Source organism: Azospirillum largimobile (assembly GCF_977007025.2).
Genome location: NZ_CDRMUA020000001.1, coordinates 1,614,610 through 1,633,510, shown reverse-complemented (window position 1 = coordinate 1,633,510; position 18,901 = coordinate 1,614,610). Strand labels below are relative to the sequence as shown.

General features: G+C 67.3%; 23 protein-coding genes. 11 read left to right on the top strand and 12 right to left on the bottom strand.

From position 1 onward, the window contains the following. The first annotated feature begins 38 nt into the window (after nt 1-38). The 3 genes from ACWPKK_RS07580 (at nt 39) to ACWPKK_RS07570 (ending at nt 3,551) form a co-directional block, all read left to right on the top strand. Nucleotides 39-743 carry a rhomboid family intramembrane serine protease gene (locus ACWPKK_RS07580; RefSeq protein ID WP_452002434.1) on the top strand — a complete coding sequence of 235 codons (705 nt, stop codon included), beginning with the start codon at nt 39-41 and terminating at the stop codon, nt 741-743. A 99-nt stretch (nt 744-842) separates the two neighbouring features. Continuing rightward, on the top strand, nt 843-1,718 hold the full coding sequence (locus ACWPKK_RS07575; protein ID WP_452002431.1) for an S-methyl-5'-thioadenosine phosphorylase: 876 nt from the start codon (nt 843-845) through the stop codon (nt 1,716-1,718). Between the two features lie 744 nt (nt 1,719-2,462). Then, a complete protein-coding gene (locus ACWPKK_RS07570) occupies nt 2,463-3,551 on the top strand; it encodes a TRAP transporter substrate-binding protein (protein ID WP_324866356.1) in 1,089 nt (362 codons plus the stop codon). A 69-nt stretch (nt 3,552-3,620) separates the two neighbouring features. Here the strand turns inward: ACWPKK_RS07570 and ACWPKK_RS07565 are convergent, their stop codons facing one another. Next, a complete protein-coding gene (locus ACWPKK_RS07565) occupies nt 3,621-4,064 on the bottom strand; it encodes a MaoC family dehydratase (RefSeq protein WP_452002429.1) in 444 nt (147 codons plus the stop codon). Between the two features lie 148 nt (nt 4,065-4,212). Between ACWPKK_RS07565 and ACWPKK_RS07560 the strand changes: the two genes are divergently transcribed. Beyond that, entirely contained in the window at nt 4,213-4,911 is a 699-nt protein-coding gene (locus tag ACWPKK_RS07560) for a TetR/AcrR family transcriptional regulator (protein ID WP_452002427.1), read from the top strand. A gap of 103 nt (nt 4,912-5,014) precedes the next feature. Here ACWPKK_RS07560 and sciP read toward each other — a convergent pair whose 3' ends face one another. The 6 genes from sciP to ACWPKK_RS07530 all read right to left on the bottom strand — a co-directional run bounded on the left by sciP (nt 5,015) and on the right by ACWPKK_RS07530 (nt 10,548). Beyond that, nucleotides 5,015-5,341 carry a CtrA inhibitor SciP gene (sciP, locus tag ACWPKK_RS07555; protein ID WP_324866362.1) on the bottom strand — a complete coding sequence of 109 codons (327 nt, stop codon included), beginning with the start codon at nt 5,339-5,341 and terminating at the stop codon, nt 5,015-5,017. A gap of 201 nt (nt 5,342-5,542) precedes the next feature. Next, complete coding sequence (locus ACWPKK_RS07550) at nt 5,543-6,292, bottom strand: flagellar hook assembly protein FlgD (protein ID WP_324866364.1); 750 nt, start codon at nt 6,290-6,292, stop codon at nt 5,543-5,545. 62 nt (nt 6,293-6,354) lie between these two features. Next, complete coding sequence (locus tag ACWPKK_RS07545; RefSeq protein ID WP_452002422.1) at nt 6,355-8,277, bottom strand: flagellar hook-length control protein FliK; 1,923 nt, start codon at nt 8,275-8,277, stop codon at nt 6,355-6,357. A gap of 297 nt (nt 8,278-8,574) precedes the next feature. Beyond that, nucleotides 8,575-9,084, bottom strand: a complete 510-nt coding sequence (locus tag ACWPKK_RS07540) for a flagellar basal-body protein (protein WP_452002420.1) — start codon at nt 9,082-9,084, stop codon at nt 8,575-8,577. Then, nucleotides 9,077-9,400: a rod-binding protein gene (locus tag ACWPKK_RS07535; RefSeq protein WP_149221908.1), complete on the bottom strand. Its 324-nt coding sequence runs from the start codon at nt 9,398-9,400 to the stop codon at nt 9,077-9,079. Before ACWPKK_RS07535 ends, ACWPKK_RS07540 begins: the two co-directional genes overlap by 8 nt. Nucleotides 9,401-9,405: 5 nt before the next feature. After that, nucleotides 9,406-10,548 carry a flagellar basal body P-ring protein FlgI gene (locus ACWPKK_RS07530; RefSeq protein ID WP_324866371.1) on the bottom strand — a complete coding sequence of 381 codons (1,143 nt, stop codon included), beginning with the start codon at nt 10,546-10,548 and terminating at the stop codon, nt 9,406-9,408. 230 nt (nt 10,549-10,778) lie between these two features. On the opposite strand from ACWPKK_RS07530, the gene ACWPKK_RS07525 reads away from it, so the two are divergent. From ACWPKK_RS07525 to ACWPKK_RS07515, 3 genes are all read left to right on the top strand, one after another. Beyond that, nucleotides 10,779-11,204: a flagellar assembly protein FliX gene (locus ACWPKK_RS07525; RefSeq protein WP_452002415.1), complete on the top strand. Its 426-nt coding sequence runs from the start codon at nt 10,779-10,781 to the stop codon at nt 11,202-11,204. Nucleotides 11,205-11,393: 189 nt separating this feature from the next. Continuing rightward, on the top strand, nt 11,394-11,813 hold the full coding sequence (dksA, locus tag ACWPKK_RS07520; protein ID WP_012974451.1) for an RNA polymerase-binding protein DksA: 420 nt from the start codon (nt 11,394-11,396) through the stop codon (nt 11,811-11,813). A 227-nt stretch (nt 11,814-12,040) separates the two neighbouring features. Next, the gene (locus tag ACWPKK_RS07515) at nt 12,041-12,259 is read left to right on the top strand and encodes a DUF6494 family protein (protein WP_452002412.1); all 219 of its coding nucleotides are present in this window, start codon (nt 12,041-12,043) and stop codon (nt 12,257-12,259) included. Nucleotides 12,260-12,263: 4 nt separating this feature from the next. Here ACWPKK_RS07515 and ACWPKK_RS07510 read toward each other — a convergent pair whose 3' ends face one another. Then, nucleotides 12,264-13,409 (bottom strand): ATP-grasp domain-containing protein, encoded by a 1,146-nt coding sequence (locus tag ACWPKK_RS07510; protein ID WP_452002409.1) that lies wholly within the window; start codon nt 13,407-13,409, stop codon nt 12,264-12,266. 204 nt (nt 13,410-13,613) lie between these two features. On the opposite strand from ACWPKK_RS07510, the gene ACWPKK_RS07505 reads away from it, so the two are divergent. The 3 genes from ACWPKK_RS07505 to ACWPKK_RS07495 all read left to right on the top strand — a co-directional run bounded on the left by ACWPKK_RS07505 (nt 13,614) and on the right by ACWPKK_RS07495 (nt 14,509). Then, nucleotides 13,614-13,754, top strand: coding sequence for a DUF1289 domain-containing protein (locus tag ACWPKK_RS07505; protein WP_324866380.1), 141 nt, complete (start codon nt 13,614-13,616; stop codon nt 13,752-13,754). 109 nt (nt 13,755-13,863) lie between these two features. Further along, complete coding sequence (locus ACWPKK_RS07500; protein WP_452002406.1) at nt 13,864-14,043, top strand: hypothetical protein; 180 nt, start codon at nt 13,864-13,866, stop codon at nt 14,041-14,043. A gap of 265 nt (nt 14,044-14,308) precedes the next feature. Further along, a complete protein-coding gene (locus tag ACWPKK_RS07495; RefSeq protein WP_452002403.1) occupies nt 14,309-14,509 on the top strand; it encodes a hypothetical protein in 201 nt (66 codons plus the stop codon). A gap of 169 nt (nt 14,510-14,678) precedes the next feature. Here the strand turns inward: ACWPKK_RS07495 and flgH are convergent, their stop codons facing one another. The 4 genes from flgH to flgF are packed head-to-tail and all read right to left on the bottom strand — an operon-like array spanning nt 14,679 to nt 17,815. Beyond that, a complete protein-coding gene (gene flgH / locus ACWPKK_RS07490) occupies nt 14,679-15,443 on the bottom strand; it encodes a flagellar basal body L-ring protein FlgH (protein ID WP_452002400.1) in 765 nt (254 codons plus the stop codon). 13 nt (nt 15,444-15,456) lie between these two features. Beyond that, the gene (gene flgA, locus ACWPKK_RS07485) at nt 15,457-16,224 is read right to left on the bottom strand and encodes a flagellar basal body P-ring formation chaperone FlgA (protein ID WP_452002397.1); all 768 of its coding nucleotides are present in this window, start codon (nt 16,222-16,224) and stop codon (nt 15,457-15,459) included. Nucleotides 16,225-16,275: 51 nt separating this feature from the next. Continuing rightward, complete coding sequence (flgG, locus tag ACWPKK_RS07480; RefSeq protein WP_452002394.1) at nt 16,276-17,061, bottom strand: flagellar basal-body rod protein FlgG; 786 nt, start codon at nt 17,059-17,061, stop codon at nt 16,276-16,278. Between the two features lie 31 nt (nt 17,062-17,092). Next, a complete protein-coding gene (flgF, locus tag ACWPKK_RS07475) occupies nt 17,093-17,815 on the bottom strand; it encodes a flagellar basal-body rod protein FlgF (RefSeq protein WP_324866391.1) in 723 nt (240 codons plus the stop codon). 529 nt (nt 17,816-18,344) lie between these two features. Here flgF and ACWPKK_RS07470 point away from each other — a divergent pair. Continuing rightward, nucleotides 18,345-18,896 carry a flagellar basal body-associated FliL family protein gene (locus ACWPKK_RS07470; RefSeq protein ID WP_452002391.1) on the top strand — a complete coding sequence of 184 codons (552 nt, stop codon included), beginning with the start codon at nt 18,345-18,347 and terminating at the stop codon, nt 18,894-18,896. Nucleotides 18,897-18,901 lie beyond the last annotated feature (5 nt).

Sequence of the window (18,901 nt, the reverse complement as noted above, 5' to 3'; positions counted from 1 at the left end):
CGGGCCGGGATGGCGTGACCGACGGGCGGAGGCGGGGAATGGCGCTGGCTCTGGACCGGCAGGGGGATCGGCAGGGGCGGGGCAGGGGTGGCGGGAAACGGCCGGTCGTCGCCGCGCCACTGCCGCCCTACGCCAACCGCACCATCATCCTGGTATGCGTCCTCGCCTTCGTGCTGCGGCTTCCGCCGGAGTCCTTCGCCTTCGTCCCCGCCTATTTCTTCGGGACGGTCGAACTGGCCGGGCCGCTGCCCACCGCCGCCTTATGGCGCGGACTGTTCGGGCATGTGCTGATCCATGGCGACCTGACGCACCTGACGTCCAACATGGCGGTGCTTTTGCTGCTGGGCGACGTGGTGGAGCGCGAAGCCGGGCATCTGCGCTTTCTGCTGCTGTTCTTCGCCGGCACCGTGGCGGCGGCGCTGACCGAGGGGCTGCTGGCGGCAGACCGGATGGCGCCGCTGATCGGGGCGAGCGGAGCGATCTGCGCGCTGATGGGTGCCTTCCTGTGGATGCGCCCGCGCTTCGGGCTGCTGTCGCGGCGCCTTCCCCGGCGGCTCGTGCAGGGAGCGATCGTCGTTTTCGCGCTGCTCAATGCGGCGATGACGCTGATGCCGCCGGCCGCCGGCTCTCCGCTGGCGGAAGTCGGATGGGGCGCCCATGCCGGCGGGTTGTCCGCCGGGTTGCTGTTGGGAGCGCTGCTGCTGTGTCTGGCCGGCCCGAGGCGGCCGGCAACCGTCGGGTAGCGGCGTCCGGTAGCGGAATCCGTTGGCGCCTCCAGAGCGGTTGCAATCCGTCCCCATGCCCGAAATACTCGCGCCATCGTCAGCGGGAGAGAGCGGACCATGGGGAACGACGCGGTTCTGGGCGTGATCGGCGGCAGCGGCCTTTACGACATCGACGGGCTGGAGAACACCCGCTGGGTCAAGGTGACGACACCCTTCGGCGACCCGTCCGACGAGCTGCTGACCGGCGAATACGAGGGCCGCAAGCTGGTCTTCCTGCCGCGCCATGGCCGCGGCCACCGGATTCCGCCGTCGGACCTGAATTTCCGCGCCAACATCCATGCGCTGAAGCAGTTGGGCGTGACCGACATCCTGTCGGTGTCCGCCGTCGGTTCGCTGAAGGAGCATCTGCCGCCCGGCACCTTCGTGGTGATCGACCAGTTCATCGACCGCACCTTCGCCCGCGACAAGACCTTCTTCGGCAGCGGGCTGGTCGCCCATGTGGCGCTGGGCCATCCGGTCTGCGGCCGGCTGGGCGACCTGATCGAGCAGGCGCTGGCCGAGTTGGACATCCCCCACCAGCGGCGCGGCACCTACATGGTAATGGAGGGGCCGCAATTCTCCACCGTCGCCGAATCGAACCTCTACCGCAGTTGGGGCTGCGACGTCATCGGCATGACCAACATGCCGGAGGCCAAACTCGCCCGCGAGGCGGAGATGTGCTACGCGACCGTCGCCATGGTCACCGATTACGACTGCTGGCACGAGGGGCACGACCATGTCTCGGTCGATGCGGTGATCAAGGTTGTCGTCGCCAATGCCGGCAAGGCGCGCTCGCTGGTGTCGGCCCTGGCGCCCAAGGTGGCGCATCGCGACGGCCCCTGCGCCCAGGGTTGCCACACGGCGCTCGACAACGCGATCATGACCGCCCCCTCCCACCGCGACCCGGCAATGCTGGAAAAGCTGTCGCTGATCGTGAAGCGCGCGCTGGGGTGACTCGTTGCCGGTTGACCCGTTGCCGGCGGCGTGAAAACGCACTATTTTCGGGGAAGGCGTACCGAGGCTGCTATCCCCGGTACGCCGACCCGATCAGCGGTTCAGATACTCAAGCACCAGCTTGAGCAACTGCAACAGCAGGATCAGGAGAGTGAGGATCTGATTCATCCTCTTGCCCTCCGTCAGAGCGGCGCGGGCGGTGGCCGTTCCACCGCCCCGACCGCGGCGCAAACATGCCAAGCGTCCCTGCCGGTTGGAAGCTGCAAGTTGTATGTAATTTCGCGCGCTCGCTTTTGTGCGTGCACAAAGCGCTTGCCCACGGCATGGAACAGTGACTCCCCACCCTGACTGGACCATGAACGAAAGTAGGGGTGTGTGCCTTTCCGGACGTCGAATATATCATCGGTACACGCAACCATTCGGGTGACGGCAAGACGGTTCCGCGGTTGATCGATGCGGCTGATGGATGCTCCCAGGAGCAGACGCCGGTCTTCGCTTGGTCCTGCGATGCAGTACTTTGAAAATTCCCGGGGCGGCGGCGGGATGTCGGCGCCGGTACAGTCCTGCGTGCGCGCTGTATTTTCCACGCGGTGGAATAGGACGGGAATGGAAGCCATGCATTTTGACGAATTGCCGGAAAGCCGCTGCGATTTCTAGGATTGTTCAGGCACCATAGTGTCTGCTGTTCGGCGAAAGACGCCTTCACGCAATGGGCGTCATGGCCATAACGATGAGGAAACGTTCATGAAGCGCCGTTCCTTCCTGACCTCGGCCGGCGTCGGCGTCGCCGCCAGCACGCTGGCGGCTCCCGCCATCGCGCAGTCCCAGCCGGAAATCCATTGGCGTCTCGCGTCCAGCTTCCCCAAGAGCCTGGACACCATCTACGGCGGCGCCGACACCATCGCGGCGCGCGTCGCCGCGGCGACCGACGGCAAGTTCACCATTCGCCCCTTCGCCGCCGGTGAAATCGTCCCCGGCCTGCAGGTGCTGGACGCCGTGCAGAACGGCACGGTCGAATGCGGCCACACGGCCAGCTACTATTATGTCGGCAAGGACCCGACCTTCACCTTCGACGCGACGGTGCCGTTCGGCCTGAACGCCCGCCAGCAGAACGCCTGGATCTACAATGGCGGCGGCATGGCCCTGCTGCGCGAGTTCTTCGACGGCTACGGCGTCGTGAACTTCCCGGCCGGCAACACCGGCGTGCAGATGGGCGGCTGGTTCCGCAAGGAGATCAAGACCGTCGAGGATCTGAAGGGCCTGAAGTTCCGCATCGGCGGCTTCGCCGGCCAGGTTCTGTCCAAGCTGGGTGTCGTGCCGCAGCAGATCGCCGGCGGCGACATCTATCCGTCGCTGGAAAAGGGCACCATCGACGCCGCCGAGTGGATCGGCCCGTACGACGACGAGAAGCTCGGCTTCAACAAGGTCGCCAAGTACTATTACTATCCGGGCTGGTGGGAAGGCGGGCTGAACGTCTCGCTGCTGGTCAACAAGCAGCAGTGGGAACAGCTGCCCAAGCAGTACAAGGCCGTTCTGGAGGCCGCCTGCTTCGAAGCCAACGTGACCATGGCCGCCAAGTACGATGCCGAGAACCCGGCGGCGCTGAAGCGTCTGGTCGGCGGCGGCGCCCAGCTGCGCCCCTTCCCGCGCGACGTGATGGAGGCTTGCTACAAGTCCGCCACCGAGCTGTATGACGAGACGGCGAAGACCAACCCGAAGTTCGCCAAGATCTACGAGCCGTGGAAGAAGTTCCGCGACGACGAGTATCTGTGGTTCCGGGTGGCCGAGAACTCCTTCGACAACTTCGCCTTCACCGCCGGCCTGAAGCGCTGACGGCTGTATCGGCTGTATCGGCAGTCACGGCCCCCGCGACCCGCCCGGTCGCGGGGGCTTTTTTCTTGTTCAGCACGGGCGGCCGGGCGCCAGCAGGTTGGCGATCATGGTCTGCACCACCTCGTCATTCTGGTTCAAGGTGGTGGTCTTCACCCGCAGCACGCCCTGGTCGGGGCGCTTGGCGGAGCGCCGTGCCTCCAGCACCTCCATCTCGATGCGCAGCACGTCGCCGGGACGGGTCGGGCGGGGCCAGCCGATCTGGTCGACGCCCATGCCGATATAGCCGCCGGCCAACTCCGCGTTGCTGCCCACGATCATGCGCATCGTCATCCCGGCGGTGTGCCAGCCGCTCGCCGCCAGCCCGCGGAACAGCGTGTCCTTCGCCGCGTCCGGGTCCAGGTGGAAGGGCTGGGGGTCGAACTTCTCGGCATAGGCGACGATCTCCGCCGTCTCGACCATCAGCGGCCCGCCGGTGAAGCGGTCGCCCACCGTGACATCTTCGAAATAGCGCATCCCCCGGAACTCCGTTCGTTGTGGTGGTCAGGGCCGGATCGGCCGGCTATGATACAGACCTGTCTCTTCCGCCCGATGGTAGAGACAGGTCTGTATCATTGTCAACGGCCAAGCTTGCAGCGGGGCCGTCCTGAACGGGTGGGGTGGGATGGCAGAAGCGGCAACGGTCAGGAAGCCGGCGCGGGAGCGGATTCTCGATACGGCGGCGGAACTGTTCTACCGCGAGGGCATCCGCGCGGTCGGCATCGACACGATCATCGCCAAGTCCGGCGTCGCGAAGATGAGCCTGTACCGCAACTTCGCGTCCAAGGACGACCTGGTCTGCGCCTATCTGGAGCGCAACATTGCCCAGCATGCCGCGTGGTGGGACCGGGTGACCGCCCGCCATCCCGGCGACCCGCGGGCGCAGATGAAGGCGCTGTTCGTCGCGCTCGGCCACTGGATCGACCACCCCAAATTCCAGGGCTGTCCCTTCACCACCGCCGCTGCCGAACTGCGCGACCCGGCCAACCGCGCCCACGCGCTGGCGCTGGCCCACAAGCGCATGGTCCGCGACCGCCTGCGCGTGTTGGCCACCGCCGCCGGCGCGGACGATCCGGACCGGTTGACCGCGCAACTGCAATTGCTGATGGAAGGCGCCTACGCCGCCGGCCGCGCGCTGGATCTGGGTCCGGGCAACGGGGCGGTGGCGAGTGCGGCGGCGGCGCTGATCGACGGGGCTTGTGGTGGAGAGCCCTCGGCCGACGGATGCCCCCACCCTAACACTCCCCTGCTGGGCGGGGGAGGGGACGAGCGCTTATGCGGGAGACTGGCGGCAGTCCCTCCCCCGCCCAGCGGGGGAGGTTAGGTGGGGGCATCGTCAGCCGATGCCTTCCCAAACACCACCACCTCGAACGCAAAAAAGCGCCGCAGGCCAGACCTGCGGCGCTTCTTCAATTCTGCCGGTTGCGTCAGTCGGCGCCGATGCGGTCGCGGACGGGCTGGCCGGGACGGTACTCCTGCAGGCGGGTGGCGCGCAGGCCACGCATGCCGTGGCTGTCGATCAGCCGCTGCCAGGACAGGAACTCCTCCACCGACAGGGTATAGCGGCGACATGCCTCCTCCAGGCTGATCAGGCCCGATCGGACGCCGGCGACCACTTCCGCCTTGCGGCGCATCACCCAACGCTTGGTGTCGGGCGGGGGAAGGTCGTTTTCGGTCATGGGACGCCCCTCAGGACCAATGACCGATGCACCGGCCGCAGAGTCGTCGGCGGTGTCGAGTTCTATGAGTGCCATGCGCGGACGCTCCAACCCAAACTGTGGATTCCACGATTTCGGGGTACTTTAGGCGCCGGCACTTAACAAATGCCTAAACGATAGGGTTAACTTTTTATCGCGGGTTATCCCTTAACCCGAACGGACAGTCGGGGCGACGCGCTCGTCCGGCGGCCGGAGATGGCCGGCCGCCCCATGAGAAATGCCCGGCAGTAACGCCTGTCAGTAAACCGTGGTCAATTTGGACAGGGGGACTTCACGGGCGCCGATGTTCAGCACGGTTTCGCCGTCCTTGCTGTTGCCGATGCCGGCGACGGTGCCGAAGGTGTAGGTGGTCGTCTTGATGATATCGTCCTTGTTCTCGGCCACCGGTGCGACGTTCATCCTGTAGGCGCCCGGCTGCACGGCGCGGCCGTTGTTGTCCTTGAAGTCCCAGTTGACCGCATGCTTGGTCCCGGCGCCGGTTTCACCCTTCATGGAGCGGATGATGTTGCCCTTGTCGTCCAGGATGTCGACGCGGACCGACTTGGCGGAGGTCGCCAGCTCGTAGCCCAGCGGGGCCTGGGTCATGCCCTGGGTGTACTGGAAGCCGTCGCCCTCGAAGGCGACCATGCGGCCGAGATAGGCCAGGTTGGTGGAGGCGGTGCCGGCGGACTGCAACTGCACCAGCTTGTCCAGGCGGCTGTTGGTGCCGATGTTCTGCTCGACGTTGGCGAAATCGACCAACTGCTTGGTCATGTCGTTGGTGTCGAGCGGCTTCAGCGGGTCCTGGTTCTTCATCTGCGTGGTCAGCATGGTGAGGAACGTCTGGAAATTGTCGCCCAGGCCCTTGGTGGCCGACGCCGTCTTGTCGGCATCGGTCTGGGGGGTCTTGGCCGTCTCGGTCGCCGTCTTCGACCCGGTCGACAAGCCGCCCGAATAGGTGCCGTACTTGTTCACGGTCGGGGTGGTGGTGGCGTTGGTCGTGGTCATGGCGGTCGTCCTTCGTGGCTCTTGCGGCCGGTGTCTTGAGTGCGGCGGGCGTGCTGCCGGGGTCAGGCGCGGATGTCGAGACGCCCATTGCCGAGCGTCGCGGTATAGGCGGCGGTTTCGGACGCGTCCTCGCCGCTTCCGTCGAGGCTGCGGCCGCGCCGGCCCGCTCCGTTCCCCTTGCCGTCGCCCCGCCCGTCATTGCCGAAGGGGTTGCCTTCGCCGCGCAGGCTGAAGTTCAGGCTGTTGGAGTCCGTCTGCAGTCCAGCCTCCTGCAAGGCGCGTTCCAGACCGCGGCTGTCACGCTGCAGAAGTTCGAGAGTCTGAGCTCTTTCCACCGCGACCATCGCGCTGACCCGGCCGTCGATGCCGATGTCCAGCTTGATGTCGATCCGCCCCAGTTCGGCCGGGTGCAGGTTGATGGTGAACTGGTCGACCTCGTCGCCGACCTGCTTCTTGATATGGACGGCGATCTGGTCATGGACGCCCATCGGCATGCCGGCGCTGCCGCGCGACGGGCGCAGCGTCGCGGTCGCCTGCGGCTGGTCGATGCCGGGAATGCCGCCGGGAATGCTGCCATGCATCCCTTCCATGGCGGCCAGCGCCGGATGGGTGTGGACGCCGGCAGCGGCATGGGCCGAGCCCGCGACGGCACCTGCGCCCTCGAGCCCCTCCAGCGCGCCGGTGGCCTTGGCGGCGGCCGACGCGGCAACCGTTTCCGCGACCGGAGGAACCGCCGGAGCGACGGCGGCCGGCTGCGGCATGGCCTGGGATTGGGCATCGTTCCGGCTGCCGCCATCGGCGCCGGTCTGCTTGCCGCCCTGCTTGGCCTCGCCGGACTTCGTCTTCGCGGCGGCGAGCAGGTCGGCGAAGCGATCGGGCAGGGCGGTGTCGTCGTCCGGCAGAGCCTCCGCCGCTTCCTCGCCGTTTCGGGTGGCGCCATCAACCCCGGTCAAGGCTGCAGCCTGGGCCTGCCGGGTGCCGTCTCCGTTCACGGGCTGTGCATCGGCAGCGCTCTTTGCCGCGGCATCCGCACCGGCCTGCGCCGCACCCGGGGTGCCGGCCGTGGCCTGAGCCTGGGCCAACTGGGCGGCCAGCTGGGCGGCAGGGTCGACGGCACCGGCCGTTGCGCCACCGGCGACCGCGCCAGCCGCCGCAACCGCCGCATCGCCGCCCTGGCCTTCATCGCCGGCCGTATCGGCGGCGGACTGGCCGGGCGCCGTCAATCCGGCGAGGATCAGGTCACTCGGCTGCGGGACCGGCGGCGGCAACGCCGGTTCCGCGGTGGCGGTCAGGGGCTGGTCGGCAGTCTGCTCTTCCGCTCCGGCATCCTCGGCGGGCGCGTCGCCGGTTCCGCCCCCCTCGGCCATCGCGGCGTCGATGTCCGCCTGTGCTGCCCCGACATCCGCAACCGCCGCATCCGCCTGATCGCTCGCCTGCGCCTGATCGGCGCCGGCGGTCTCCGTGCCGATCTTTGCCGTATCGGACTTTGCCGTATCTGACTTCGCCGCATCGGACTTGGAGGTATTGGCCTTGGCGGTGTCGGACTTGGAGCCATCGGCCTTGGCGGCATCCTTCGGCTTGTCGCTCCCGACCTGCTTGCGGTCGTCCTGACCGGCCTGGACCTCGCGGTCACCGTCCGCCTTGGCGGCCTTCGGTTCCTGGGTCCGGGCGGGCTCGGCATCCGCATCGCTCCGGCGCGCGGCCTGGGCGCGGGTGTCGCGGCCGAGTTCGGGCTTAGGCTCCGCCCGGACCGGAGCCTTGCGCTGCGCGTCGGCCGCGCGGGCGTCGCGGGCTTCCTTCGCCTCGTTGGCGGAGTCGCGGGCGGCGTCCGCGGCCTGCTCGCGCTTGCGCGCGGCGGCGTCGGCCAGCATGCGGTCCATCATCTTGGAGAACAGGTCGTTCTTCGCCGCCGTCCCCTGCGCCTGTTGGGACTGGCCGAGACCGTCGAACAAGGATGCGGCGATGTTGTTCGATTGGATATCCATGGAACGGCCTCTCAGGACGGCGGAGCGCACCGACGGCGATGCGGCAAGATCAATGCAACGGGCGGGCCAAACGCCGGACGGGCTCCGCCGGGGTGCCGGAGAGGGGCAGGGCGGCAGTTCCGGCCCCATGGCATGGCCGCGACCGGCAAAATCGTCCCCCTGTGGGGTCTTTCTTGCCGCGGCGCCTTGCCGATGCCGGCTCGCCGATCCCCGCAAAGAAAAAGGCCGCCTCCGATCGGGAGGCGGCCGTCCGAAACAACTCGGCAGTCACGGATGAAGGCTGTCGGCGAGCGTCGCTCAAAGCCGGGTGTTGAGCGCCGCCGAGGTGCGCGGGCCGCTCGGCGGCGGGGAATAGCCGCGGCCGCCGCCCATATGCGCGGCATAGGCGGTCGCGGGTGCCTTCTGCTGGCGGGTGATCACGGTAACCACGGTATCGACCATCACCTTCTGGGCCTCGCCGCCGATGCGCAGGGCCTCGGCGTTGTCGGCGGTGGCGGCATAGAGTTTGGCGGTCGCATCCTTCAGCGCCGACTTCATCTCCGGCGCCAAGCCGATCAGCCCCTCGCGGTCGACGCGCAGCAGGCGGCTGATCTCCTCGTAGACCAGGGTCATCGGCTGCTTGTCCCTGACGATCTGGGCCAGTTCCTTCGCCGGTCGGCGGGCGCGGACGGCGGCGGCCTCGCGCTCCAGCAGGGCGGTCAGGCGGCCCATCAGCTCGACCAGGGCCACCGCGCGCTCCTGCGCGTTCTTCGGCAGGTTGGCGGCCGGCTTGGACTGCTGGGGGAAACGGACGTCGACCTTATCCATGGCTGGCCTCCTGGGCGCGAAGAAGCTCTCCGTAAACCTGATTGGCGATGCCGAAGCCGCCGCGCTGGGTGATCTGCTTGCCGAACTGCTCGATCAGCATCGGGCGGAACATCTCCTCGCCGCGCCCGCCGCCGAAGGTCTCGTCGGTGCCGATCCCCTCGAACATCGGGCCCAGCATCTGCGAAATGAACTGGCTCTCGAACTCGTTGGCGGACTTGCGCAGCTGGGCAAGCTTTGCCGGGTCGGCCTTTGCCTCCAGATCGGAAATCCTTGCCTGGGTGCGCACGCCGAAACCGGCGGAAAGGGCGGAGCTCATGGACATCAGATCACCTCGATCTCGGCTTGCAGGGCTCCGGCGGCCTTGATCGACTGGAGAATGGCGATCATGTCACGCGGTCCTACGCCAAGCGCATTCAAGGACTGTACCAACTCCTGCAGCGTCACCCCGGCATTCATCACGGCGAGGCGGTTGTTGGACTGGTCGTCGACCTGGATGTCGGTGCGCGGCACCACCGCGGTCTGGCCCTGGCTGAAGGGGCCGGGTTGGCTGACCTGCGGGGTTTCGGTGATGCGGATGGTCAGGTTGCCCTGGGCAATGGCGACGGTGGAGATGCGGACATTCTCGCCCATCACGATCACGCCGGACTTCTCGTCCACCACCACGCGGGCGACCTGGTCGGGGGTGATGCGCAGCTGTTCGATCTCCGTCACCAGCCCGACCACGTCGCCGCGCCGCGTCTCCGGCACGTTGATCAGGACGGAGGACGGGTCGGTCGCCTGGGCACGGTTGCCGCGCAGTTGGATGTTGATGGCGGTCGCCACGCGCTGGGCGGTGGTGAAGTCGGGATTGCGCAAGCTGAGGCGCAGGACCGGCAGCTCCGCCAGCGAGAACTGGATTTCCCGCTCCACGATGGCGCCGGAGGAGATGCGGCCGGAGGTCGGCACGCCCCGCGTCACGCTGGCCCCCTGGCCCTGGGCGGAGAAGCCCGATACCGCGATCGGCCCCTGCGCCACGGCATAGACCTCGCCGTCGGCGCCGATCATCGGGGTGACCAGCAGGGTGCCGCCCAGCAGGCTCTTGGCGTCGCCCATCGCCGACACGGTGACGTCGATGCGCGTGCCTTGGGCCGAGTAGGCGCCCAGCGTCGCCGTCACCATCACCGCCGCCACGTTCTTGGTGCGCAGGTTGGTGCCGCGGGTGTTGACGCCCATCCGCTCCAGCATGCCGGTCAGGCTCTGTTCGGTGAAGGGCGAGTTGTTCAGGCTGTCGCCGGTGCCGTTCAGGCCAACCACCAGCCCGTAGCCGATCAGCATGTTGTCGCGCACACCCTCCACATCGACGATGTCCTTGATACGGGCGGACGCGGCGATTGCCGGTGCCGCCTGGACACCGAGCGCCAGCAGGGCGGTCAGCACGACCATGACGGTGCGGCGGCGCAGAAGGCGAAGGGTGGTGGGGATCATGACGCGGACACTCCTGAACTCGTGCCCGGTCCTATACAAACGCCGTGCCAGATGCGGCGGACGGCGGCTTTCGGTCATGGCCCTGAAAAACGCCCGGAAGATGACGCGTTTCGGTCACAGCCGCCCGGCAATTTTTGCCCGATTGCGGCAAGCCTTGACCGGATGTTAAGGTTGATCCATCTACAGTGCGCGCGTTTACGCATCCTTTACTGCAAACGGTTGCACGGATCATGAAAGTCGAAGGCACCGGAAACATACGCGGCAGCGGTTCGGTTCGCCGCACCGGGAAGGCCGAAGGCTCGTCCGGCGCCGCGTTCTCCAAGCAGCTGGTGGGAGAGGCCGGCTCCGCCCACGGGGTCAGCGGCACCGCCGCCACGGCCGGGATCGCGGGCGTGCTGGCCCTGCAGGAGGTCGACGCGACCGACGACGCCACCGCGCGTGCGTCGCGCGGCAAGATGCGGGCCGAAGAGATGCTTGACCGGCTGGAGGAAATCCAGCACGGCCTGCTGTCGGGCACCCTGTCGGTCCAGAAGCTGGTGGATCTCGCCAAGGTGGTCCAATCGCGCCGCGCCCAGGTAGACGATCCCGGCCTGGCCGAGATTCTCGACGAGATCGACCTGCGCGCGCAGGTGGAACTGGCGAAGCTCACCTCCTGACCTGCCGGCGGCCATCCGGCCGCCTCACGCGCCCCAGTTGGGGCGGCGGATTCGCCACGGTCACAAATCTTTTTTATTCCAAGGGCTTGTTTGGTCGTTGCGGGGGCGAACCATAGGGTTGCGGTCCTGACGTGGCGTGCCTATACTCCGCGCCGCCCGGATCACCCCTTTTTCGCTGGATGCTTTCGGATGACGTCGCCGCTTCTGCCCCAGAACTATTCCCCGTCGGAAGACGAGGAGTTCATGAACCCGATCATGCGGGAGTATTTCCGCCAGAAGCTGCTGCGCTGGCGCGCGGAACTGCTCGCGGAATCCACCGGCACGCTGAACAGCCTCCAGGAAGGCGGTATCCAGGAACCGGATATCGCTGACCGCGCCTCGGCGGAGACCGACCGCGCGCTGGAACTGCGCACCCGTGACCGCGAACGCAAGCTGATCTCCAAGATCGACGCGGCGCTGGAGCGCCTCGTCGATGGCAGCTACGGCTATTGCGAGGAGACTGGCGACCCCATCTCCGTCCGCCGGCTGGATGCCCGCCCGATCGCGACGCTGAGCCTGGAAGCCCAGGAACGGCACGAGCGGATGGAACGGACCCAGCGCGACGACTGACGCCGCGCGGCCGCAAGGGACTGTCGTCGCCGGTCCCGGTCGCCGGCGGCTCATCCCTGTGTTATCGCTGCCGCCGTCACGCCGTTCTGGCAAAGGCATCGGTCATCCCGACCGGTGCCTTTGGCATGTGTGCGGCGGTCGGGCGATTGGGCGGGCGGAACCAAAGCCAGCCCTCCGGGGTTCGGAACGGCACGGTATACAGCGGTTCCGACTCCGGGGGACGATCCATGGACAACGAGACCTTCAACCTCGACCTGCGCAAGTTCCTGAAGCAGGTCGGCGTAACCTCCCAGCGGGAAATCGAACTCGCCGTCGGCCGCGCACTGGCGGACGGCCGGTTGGACGGGGTGACGTCGCTGCCCGTCCGCGTGGTCCTGACCGTCGACGGCATCGGCCTGACCCACGAGGTCACCGGCGACCTGTCTCTGGAACGAACGCCGGAGTGAGCCGTCAGGCGGGGTGGAGTTGCGGGGTGATGCTGAGGATCGCCGCGGTCATCCGGCGTTCGTTCCACGGCACGTCGTGGTGGGCCGACTTGAGATAGCGGCTGTTGGGATCGCGGACCCATTCCGCCGGAAACAGGGCGATCGGCATGGCCACGCTCCGCCCGACGTTGCAGTCATAGGGGCGGCCTTCCAGGGCACAGGCCATTGCCCGGCACAGGTCGGCTCCCACCAGACCGCCGAGATGGCTGGTCTGGGTGGGACGGGCGTTGAATTCCAGGAAGACCGGCGGGCTGCCATCCTCCGGCAGGATCGCGTCGATGCCGCCGAAGCCGGAATAGCCGGTCATCTCCACCACACGGCGCGCGATGTCGATCAATGCGGGATGGTCTCCCACCTCGATCACGGACGCCGGACCGAAGGGCTCCGGCTGATGGTGAAGCGTGGTGTAGGCGAATCCCTCCAGCATCCGGCCGTGCAGCGCGCTGAACGATACCGACGCCGCCGGTCCCCGGATGAACTCCTGCGCGACAATTTTTCCGTCGGCGGGCATCGCGGAGTCGTTTTCCCGTCGGCCGGTCGCGGCCTGCGCCACAAGCTCCAGCGCCTCGCGGGGGCAGCGGGCCAGTCGAATCCCGCATCCGGCCGAGCTGTAGTCCCACTTCAACAGCAGCGGCGTGCCAAGTCCGGCCAGTTCGGCGACGCTGGTCTCACCGGGATTGACGACGATCTGCCGTGGCGTGCGGATCCCGGCGGCGGCGGCCTGCTGCACGCACTGCGATCGCACCGTCTCCCAGCATTGGCCTGCGTACCACGCCCCGACCATGCGAAGACACCGCGCATCGGCACTGTCGACCGGCACCTGCTCCAGCAGCCGGCTGGCGGAGCTCAACACTCTGACGGCCTTTTCCTCGCAGGCGATCACGATATCGGCGCGAAGCTGTGCCGCGGCCCTTGCGGTGATCACGGTCAGGTCGTCGGGACCGAAGCCGGCGGGAAAGCAGTGCCTGCCGTCGATGCTGTCGCTGAACTCCAGCAGGGAGTTTTGCGGACATATGGCAAACACGCGAAAACCCGCAGCCTTCAGGGCCGCCGGCATTCGTGCCGCTCCGTGACGATACATCGCGCAGGACACCAGCAGCGCCGTCGGCATGAATACCTTCGTAATCGGTAGGCTACGCTGAAGGTTTAGCGCCATGGTCCTAGTGCCGCAATCCGAGGCACCCCGCCGAAGGGCAGCTATGCATACCGGGATAGGTCGCCTCACGGCACTCCAAGTTGGCGCACATCTTGAGGAGCGAGTGGCTTTCGTCTAGGGATGGAACCGCTTTACCACCAACCGGAAAGGCCTGACCGCATGAGCGACGATCCCGATTGCCTGGGCATGTGCGCCATCGACGGCGACGTCTGCACCGGCTGCGGCCGCACGCTTGACCAGATCAATGCAGCCCTGGACCGTGCCGACACCGACCGCGAGACCGATCCGCCGACCGGCTGAATTCGCCACCGGCCGCCCCTCCGGCCGCCTTACCGAATGGTCGCGACGATCCGGTGCCTGTGCTGTTTCCTCATCATCGCCAAGCCATACGCGACCGAGGAGCATCAACATGGCTGATCAACCCGACAAGCAGCAACCCGACAAGCAGCAAACCGACGCCCGGCGCGACGACCGGCAGAAACCGGCAGGCGACGCCGGCAAGACCGAAGGCGGCAAGATCGACAGCCGCACCGAGAAGGCCCAGGAGGAAGCCGCAAAGGACCGCGCCCGCGAAGGCGGCTACCAGTAAGCGGCACAAACGCGGCTGACGAACGGGGGCACCCCTGCGGGACGACCCCGTTCGCCTGTCGCCCATCGGCGCCGCCTGGACAGTCGTCAGCCCCTCTGCCAAAATCCGGTTGCGCCGAAGGGACGGCGTTGTTCGACACCTATTCGATGCAGGGGAATGTGAACCCTCATACCGGTGGCATGCTCACGGCCAGTTTCTCTGCCGCTCCTGCCTATCCGCAGGCTCCGACCACCCAGCGGGTGGCTTGCTACGGCTATGGGGAACAATGACCGGCATTCTGGCCCGCCTCGGCAACGTCCTCTACTGGACGGGCTGTGGGATCGCCGTCCTGATTCTTCTCTTCGCTGCGGCCATGGCAACCGAGCTCGAGAGCGGGCAGAAGTGGAACGCGCTGTCCATCGCGCTGATGGCGGTCGTGCCGTGGCTGCTCGGCCGCGCCAGTCGCTATGTGCTGGCCGGGCGGTAGGGGGCCGGGCGGTAGGGGGATGAAGCTCCGGCGCATCTTGAGCTGAGGCCGCGTCCCGGCAACATCGCCCCGGCACAACCCGCCGGGCGGTAGGATCTTCCCATCCGGCAGGGATGCGCACGAGCAAAGCGCCCACGCCCCATCCCCGCCATCACTCCGCGGACAATCCTCAGAACGGCATGATGATGTCGTACAGCTGCTGGCCATAGCGCGGCTGCTGGACGTCGCTGATCTGGCCGCGGCCGCCGTAGGAGATGCGGGCCTCCGCGATCTTCTCGTAGCTGATGGTGTTCTGGGCGGTGATGTCCTCGGGACGGATCACGCCGTGGATCTGCAGGTCGCGGACTTCGAAATTCACCCGGACTTCCTGGCGGCCCTGGATGACGAGGTTGCCGTTGGGCAGGGACTGCGTCACCAGCGCCGCGACCTTCAGGTCGATCTGCTCGTTGCGGTCGACCGAGCCCTTGCCGTCGTTCGAGCTGTTGCTGGTCAGGTCCACCAGGTTGGCGGCCGATGCGCCGGCCGGCAGGACGCGGCTCAGCGTACCGGCTTCCAGCCCGAACAGGCTCGGCATGCCGGCATCCTCGGAATTGGCGCGCGACCGCTTGCTGGAGTTGGCGACCTTGGCGCTGTCGTCGATCGAGATGTTGATGGTCAGGATGTCGCCCACCTTGTTGGCGCGCTGGTCCTTGAAGAAGGCCTTCGAACCGTTCCGCCACAGCGAGTTCGGGTTGCGCTCCGTCGGCAGCGGGGTCGGCATCGGCAGGCTGACCGGCTGGTAGCCGGGCTTGGCCTGCGGGTCCTGGATGTTGGACAGCTCCGGCGCCTTGCCGATGTCGGCGATGCGCGAGGCGGCACCGCAGGCGGTCAGCGAGGTGGCGGCGGCGGCGATCATCGCGAAGCGGATCAGGCGGGCGGTCTTGGTGGCGGACATTGGAGCTTTCTCCTCACTGCGCGATGGTGCCGGGCTTTGCCACGGCGACGACGTTTGGGCCTGCGACCGTCGCTTCGACGATGCGGTTGGATTGGGTGTTCACGACGCGGATGACCTCGCCCTTGCCGCCGTCCTGCAGGGCCTTGCCCTGGGTGGTCAGCGTCATGGACGGCGTCGACAGGGTGATGGTGACCAGGGATCCCTTGTCGATCATGCGCGGCGATTGCAGGTCGCGCAGGCGGACGGGCTGGTTGGTGGACACGCCGCGCCGGGGCGTCATGCCGATCAGCTGGGCGTCGGTGGCGGCGGTGTCGCTGGTGGTCTGGTCGGCGCGCACGTCCTGCCAGTCGATGTCGCCCGGGCCGATGATGTCGCCGGGGATGACGCGGCGCGACAGCACCGGGATCTGCACCACGCCGAAGGCGCGGCCCGACACCGGCAGGCGGATCTGGCTGCCCGTCACCACGATCTCGGCGGCGAAGCGGCCCTGGACCGGGCTGTAATAGAGGTTCTCCACCGCCAGCCCGCCGGCGCCCTGGGGCGCCCGCAGCTCCACCGCGCGGCTGTCCAGTTCCATCTGGAGCCGGCCGACCGTGACCACCCGCGACAGGGCGTCCGACAGCACAGCCTCGACATGCGGCATGCCGTAGACGACGTCCGGAACCGGCGCCGTCGCACCCGCGGCCGGAGCCGTGGCGGCCATCGCCGCGACCGGGGCGGTCAGCAGGGCGGCGCCGAGGATCAGGGCGGGCAGGCGGCGGGTGGCGAGGTGGCGGATCATGGCGGTGGTTCCCGATTTCGAGGCTGAGGCGAGGCGCCGGCGGTGCCGCCGTTACCTCATCTGGCTGGCCTGCTGCATCATCTCGTCGGTGGTCTTGATGACCTTGGAGTTCATCTCGTACGCGCGCTGCGCGGTGATCAGGGTGGTGATCTCCTGCACGACGTTGACGTTGGAGTTCTCCAGGGCACCCTGGGTGACGCGGCCGAAGCCGGGGGCGCCGGGATTGCCGGTCACGGCCTGGCCGGAGGCGCCGGATTCCATGAACAGGTTGTCGCCGGTGGCTTCCAGGCCGGCGGCGTTGGCGAAGGTGGCGAGCTGGAGCTGCCCGACGTTCTGCGTGGCGGTCTGGCCGTCCAGCTTGATCAGCACCTCGCCCGACGAGTTGATGGAGATGTCCACCGCGTTGGTCGGGACGGTGATGTTAGGCTGGATCGGATAGCCGTCGGCGGTGACGATCATGCCCTCGGGCGACAGCTTGAAGTTGCCGGCGCGGGTGTAGGCGGTGTCGCCGCTGGGCAGCGTCACCTGGAAGTAACCCGACCCGTTGATCGCCACGTCCAGCTTGTTGTCGGTGATGTTCAGGTTGCCCTGTTCCAGCACGCGGGCCACCGCGGCGACGCGCACGCCGGCACCCACCTGGACGCCGGTCGGCACGATGGTGCCGGCATCCGACGAGGTCGAGCCGATGCGGCGGAAATTCTGGTACAGCAGGTCCTGGAACTCGGCCCGCTGCTTCTTGTAGCCGGTGGTGGTCGAGTTGGCGATGTTGTTGGAGATCGTCTCGACGTTGAGCTGCTGGGCGATCATGCCGGTGGCGCCGATGGCGAGGCTGCGCATGGTGGTGTTCTCCTCTCGTCGTCGGTCTGGTTCAGACGCTGCGGCCCAGCCGCTGAAGCATCGTGCGGATGCGCTCGTGTTCGTTGTCGATCATCTTCTGAGCCGACATGTACTGGCGCTGGAGCTCGATCATCTGCGTCATCTCGACCACTGGCTTCACGTTGGAACCTTCTAGCAATCCCTGTGCCACTTTGGTCTCGACCGGGGCCGGCTCGGGCTGCTCGTCGCTGACATACAGGCCGCTGCCGACTTCGGTCATCAGCTGCTCGTTCTTGAAGGTGACGATGTTCAGCTTGCCCACCGGGCCCAGCTCGGTGGCGACGGTGCCGTCGCCGCTGACCTTCACGTCGCCGGTGCCGGCCGGGATGGTGATCGGCTGGCCGTTGTTGGCCAGGACCGGCAGGCCGCCGGCATCCACCAGCTGGCGCTGGTCGTTCAGGCGGAAATTGCCGGCGCGGGTGTAACGGGGGCCGCTGGCGGTATCGACGGTGAAGTAACCCTGGCCGGTCAGCGCCAGATCCAGCGGATTGCCGGTCTGGGTCATGGCGCCGTTGGACAGGTCGCGCACCACCGCGCGGTCCTGGACGAAGCTGACCTTCTCGTGCAGGCCGGGCTTTTCCAGGAATTCGGTGAACAGCATCCGCTGGTTCTTGTAGCCGGTCGTGTTCACGTTCGCGATGTTGTTCGACGTCACGTCCAGCTGGCGCCGCAGGGCCATCTGGTGCGACAGGGCGACGTAGATCGAATTTTCCATCTTGCGGCCTCTTCACCTTGCGAACGGATCGGGCGACTGCGTCCGACCGGCGAGAGGGGTATTGCAGATGCCGTGCCAACTCCAACGAAGCCTGGAAAGACGCTGAGTCCCGGCCAGCCGGGGGCGATCCCGCCGCATGGGGCAGGGGATGCCGGGCAGAATCTGCCGGGACGGGGGCGAAGCTTGCCGGGTTCCACCGGGCAAGATTCTCCCGTTCCCGCCGCAGGGGAGCGGCGGCGGGGCGATGGGCGGCGGCCCGGCCGGTCCGAACGGACGGCTGGCCGCAACGGGGGCAAGTCCGGACGTGGCCGTGCCTGGTACGGCCGGGCGGTGGCGGACTGCCGGGCAGGCCCAATCAAGAACCGTGCCGAAACGGCCACAACAGGGTGAAACCTGCTCGTCCGGGGTGTCCCATCAGCCACTCGAAAGGAGTTATTAACTATCCCAAAAGTAGCTTTGGCATGGACAGACGGTAGGGCGGGCGGCGGATGCCTGCACCTGTTGCGCACCTCGAACGATCCAGGATGTCATGGCTGCCGAAACCGACGCCGGCGAACTTTCGACCGACGGCCTGCCGCGGAAGAAATTCAGCGGCAAGAAGCTGGTCCTGTTCGTCGTCCTTCCCCTGGTCCTGCTGATCGGCGCCGGTGCCGGCGTCTATTTCTCCGGCCTGCTCGACGGCCTGCTGGGCAAGGAGGAACAGGCGACAGAGGGCGAGCATGCCGCGGCGGAGGGCGAGCACAAGGCCGAGCCCGGCAAGCCGGATCCGCATGCGGCTCCCGTCTTCTACGACCTGCCGGACATGCTGGTGAACCTGAACACCGGCAACAAGCGTCCGGCCTTCCTGAAGATCAAGATCTCCATCCAGCTGTCGAAGCCGGAGGATGTCGGTGCGGTGGAACATGTGCTGCCGCGCATCATCGACAATTTCCAGGTCTATCTGCGCGAATTGCGGCTGGAGGATTTGCGCGGGTCGGCCGGCATGTACCGGCTGCGCCAGGAACTGCTTCTGCGCATCACCGCCGCCGCCTATCCGGTGAAGGTGAAGGACGTGCTGTTCAAGGAAATGCTGGTCCAGTGAGGGCC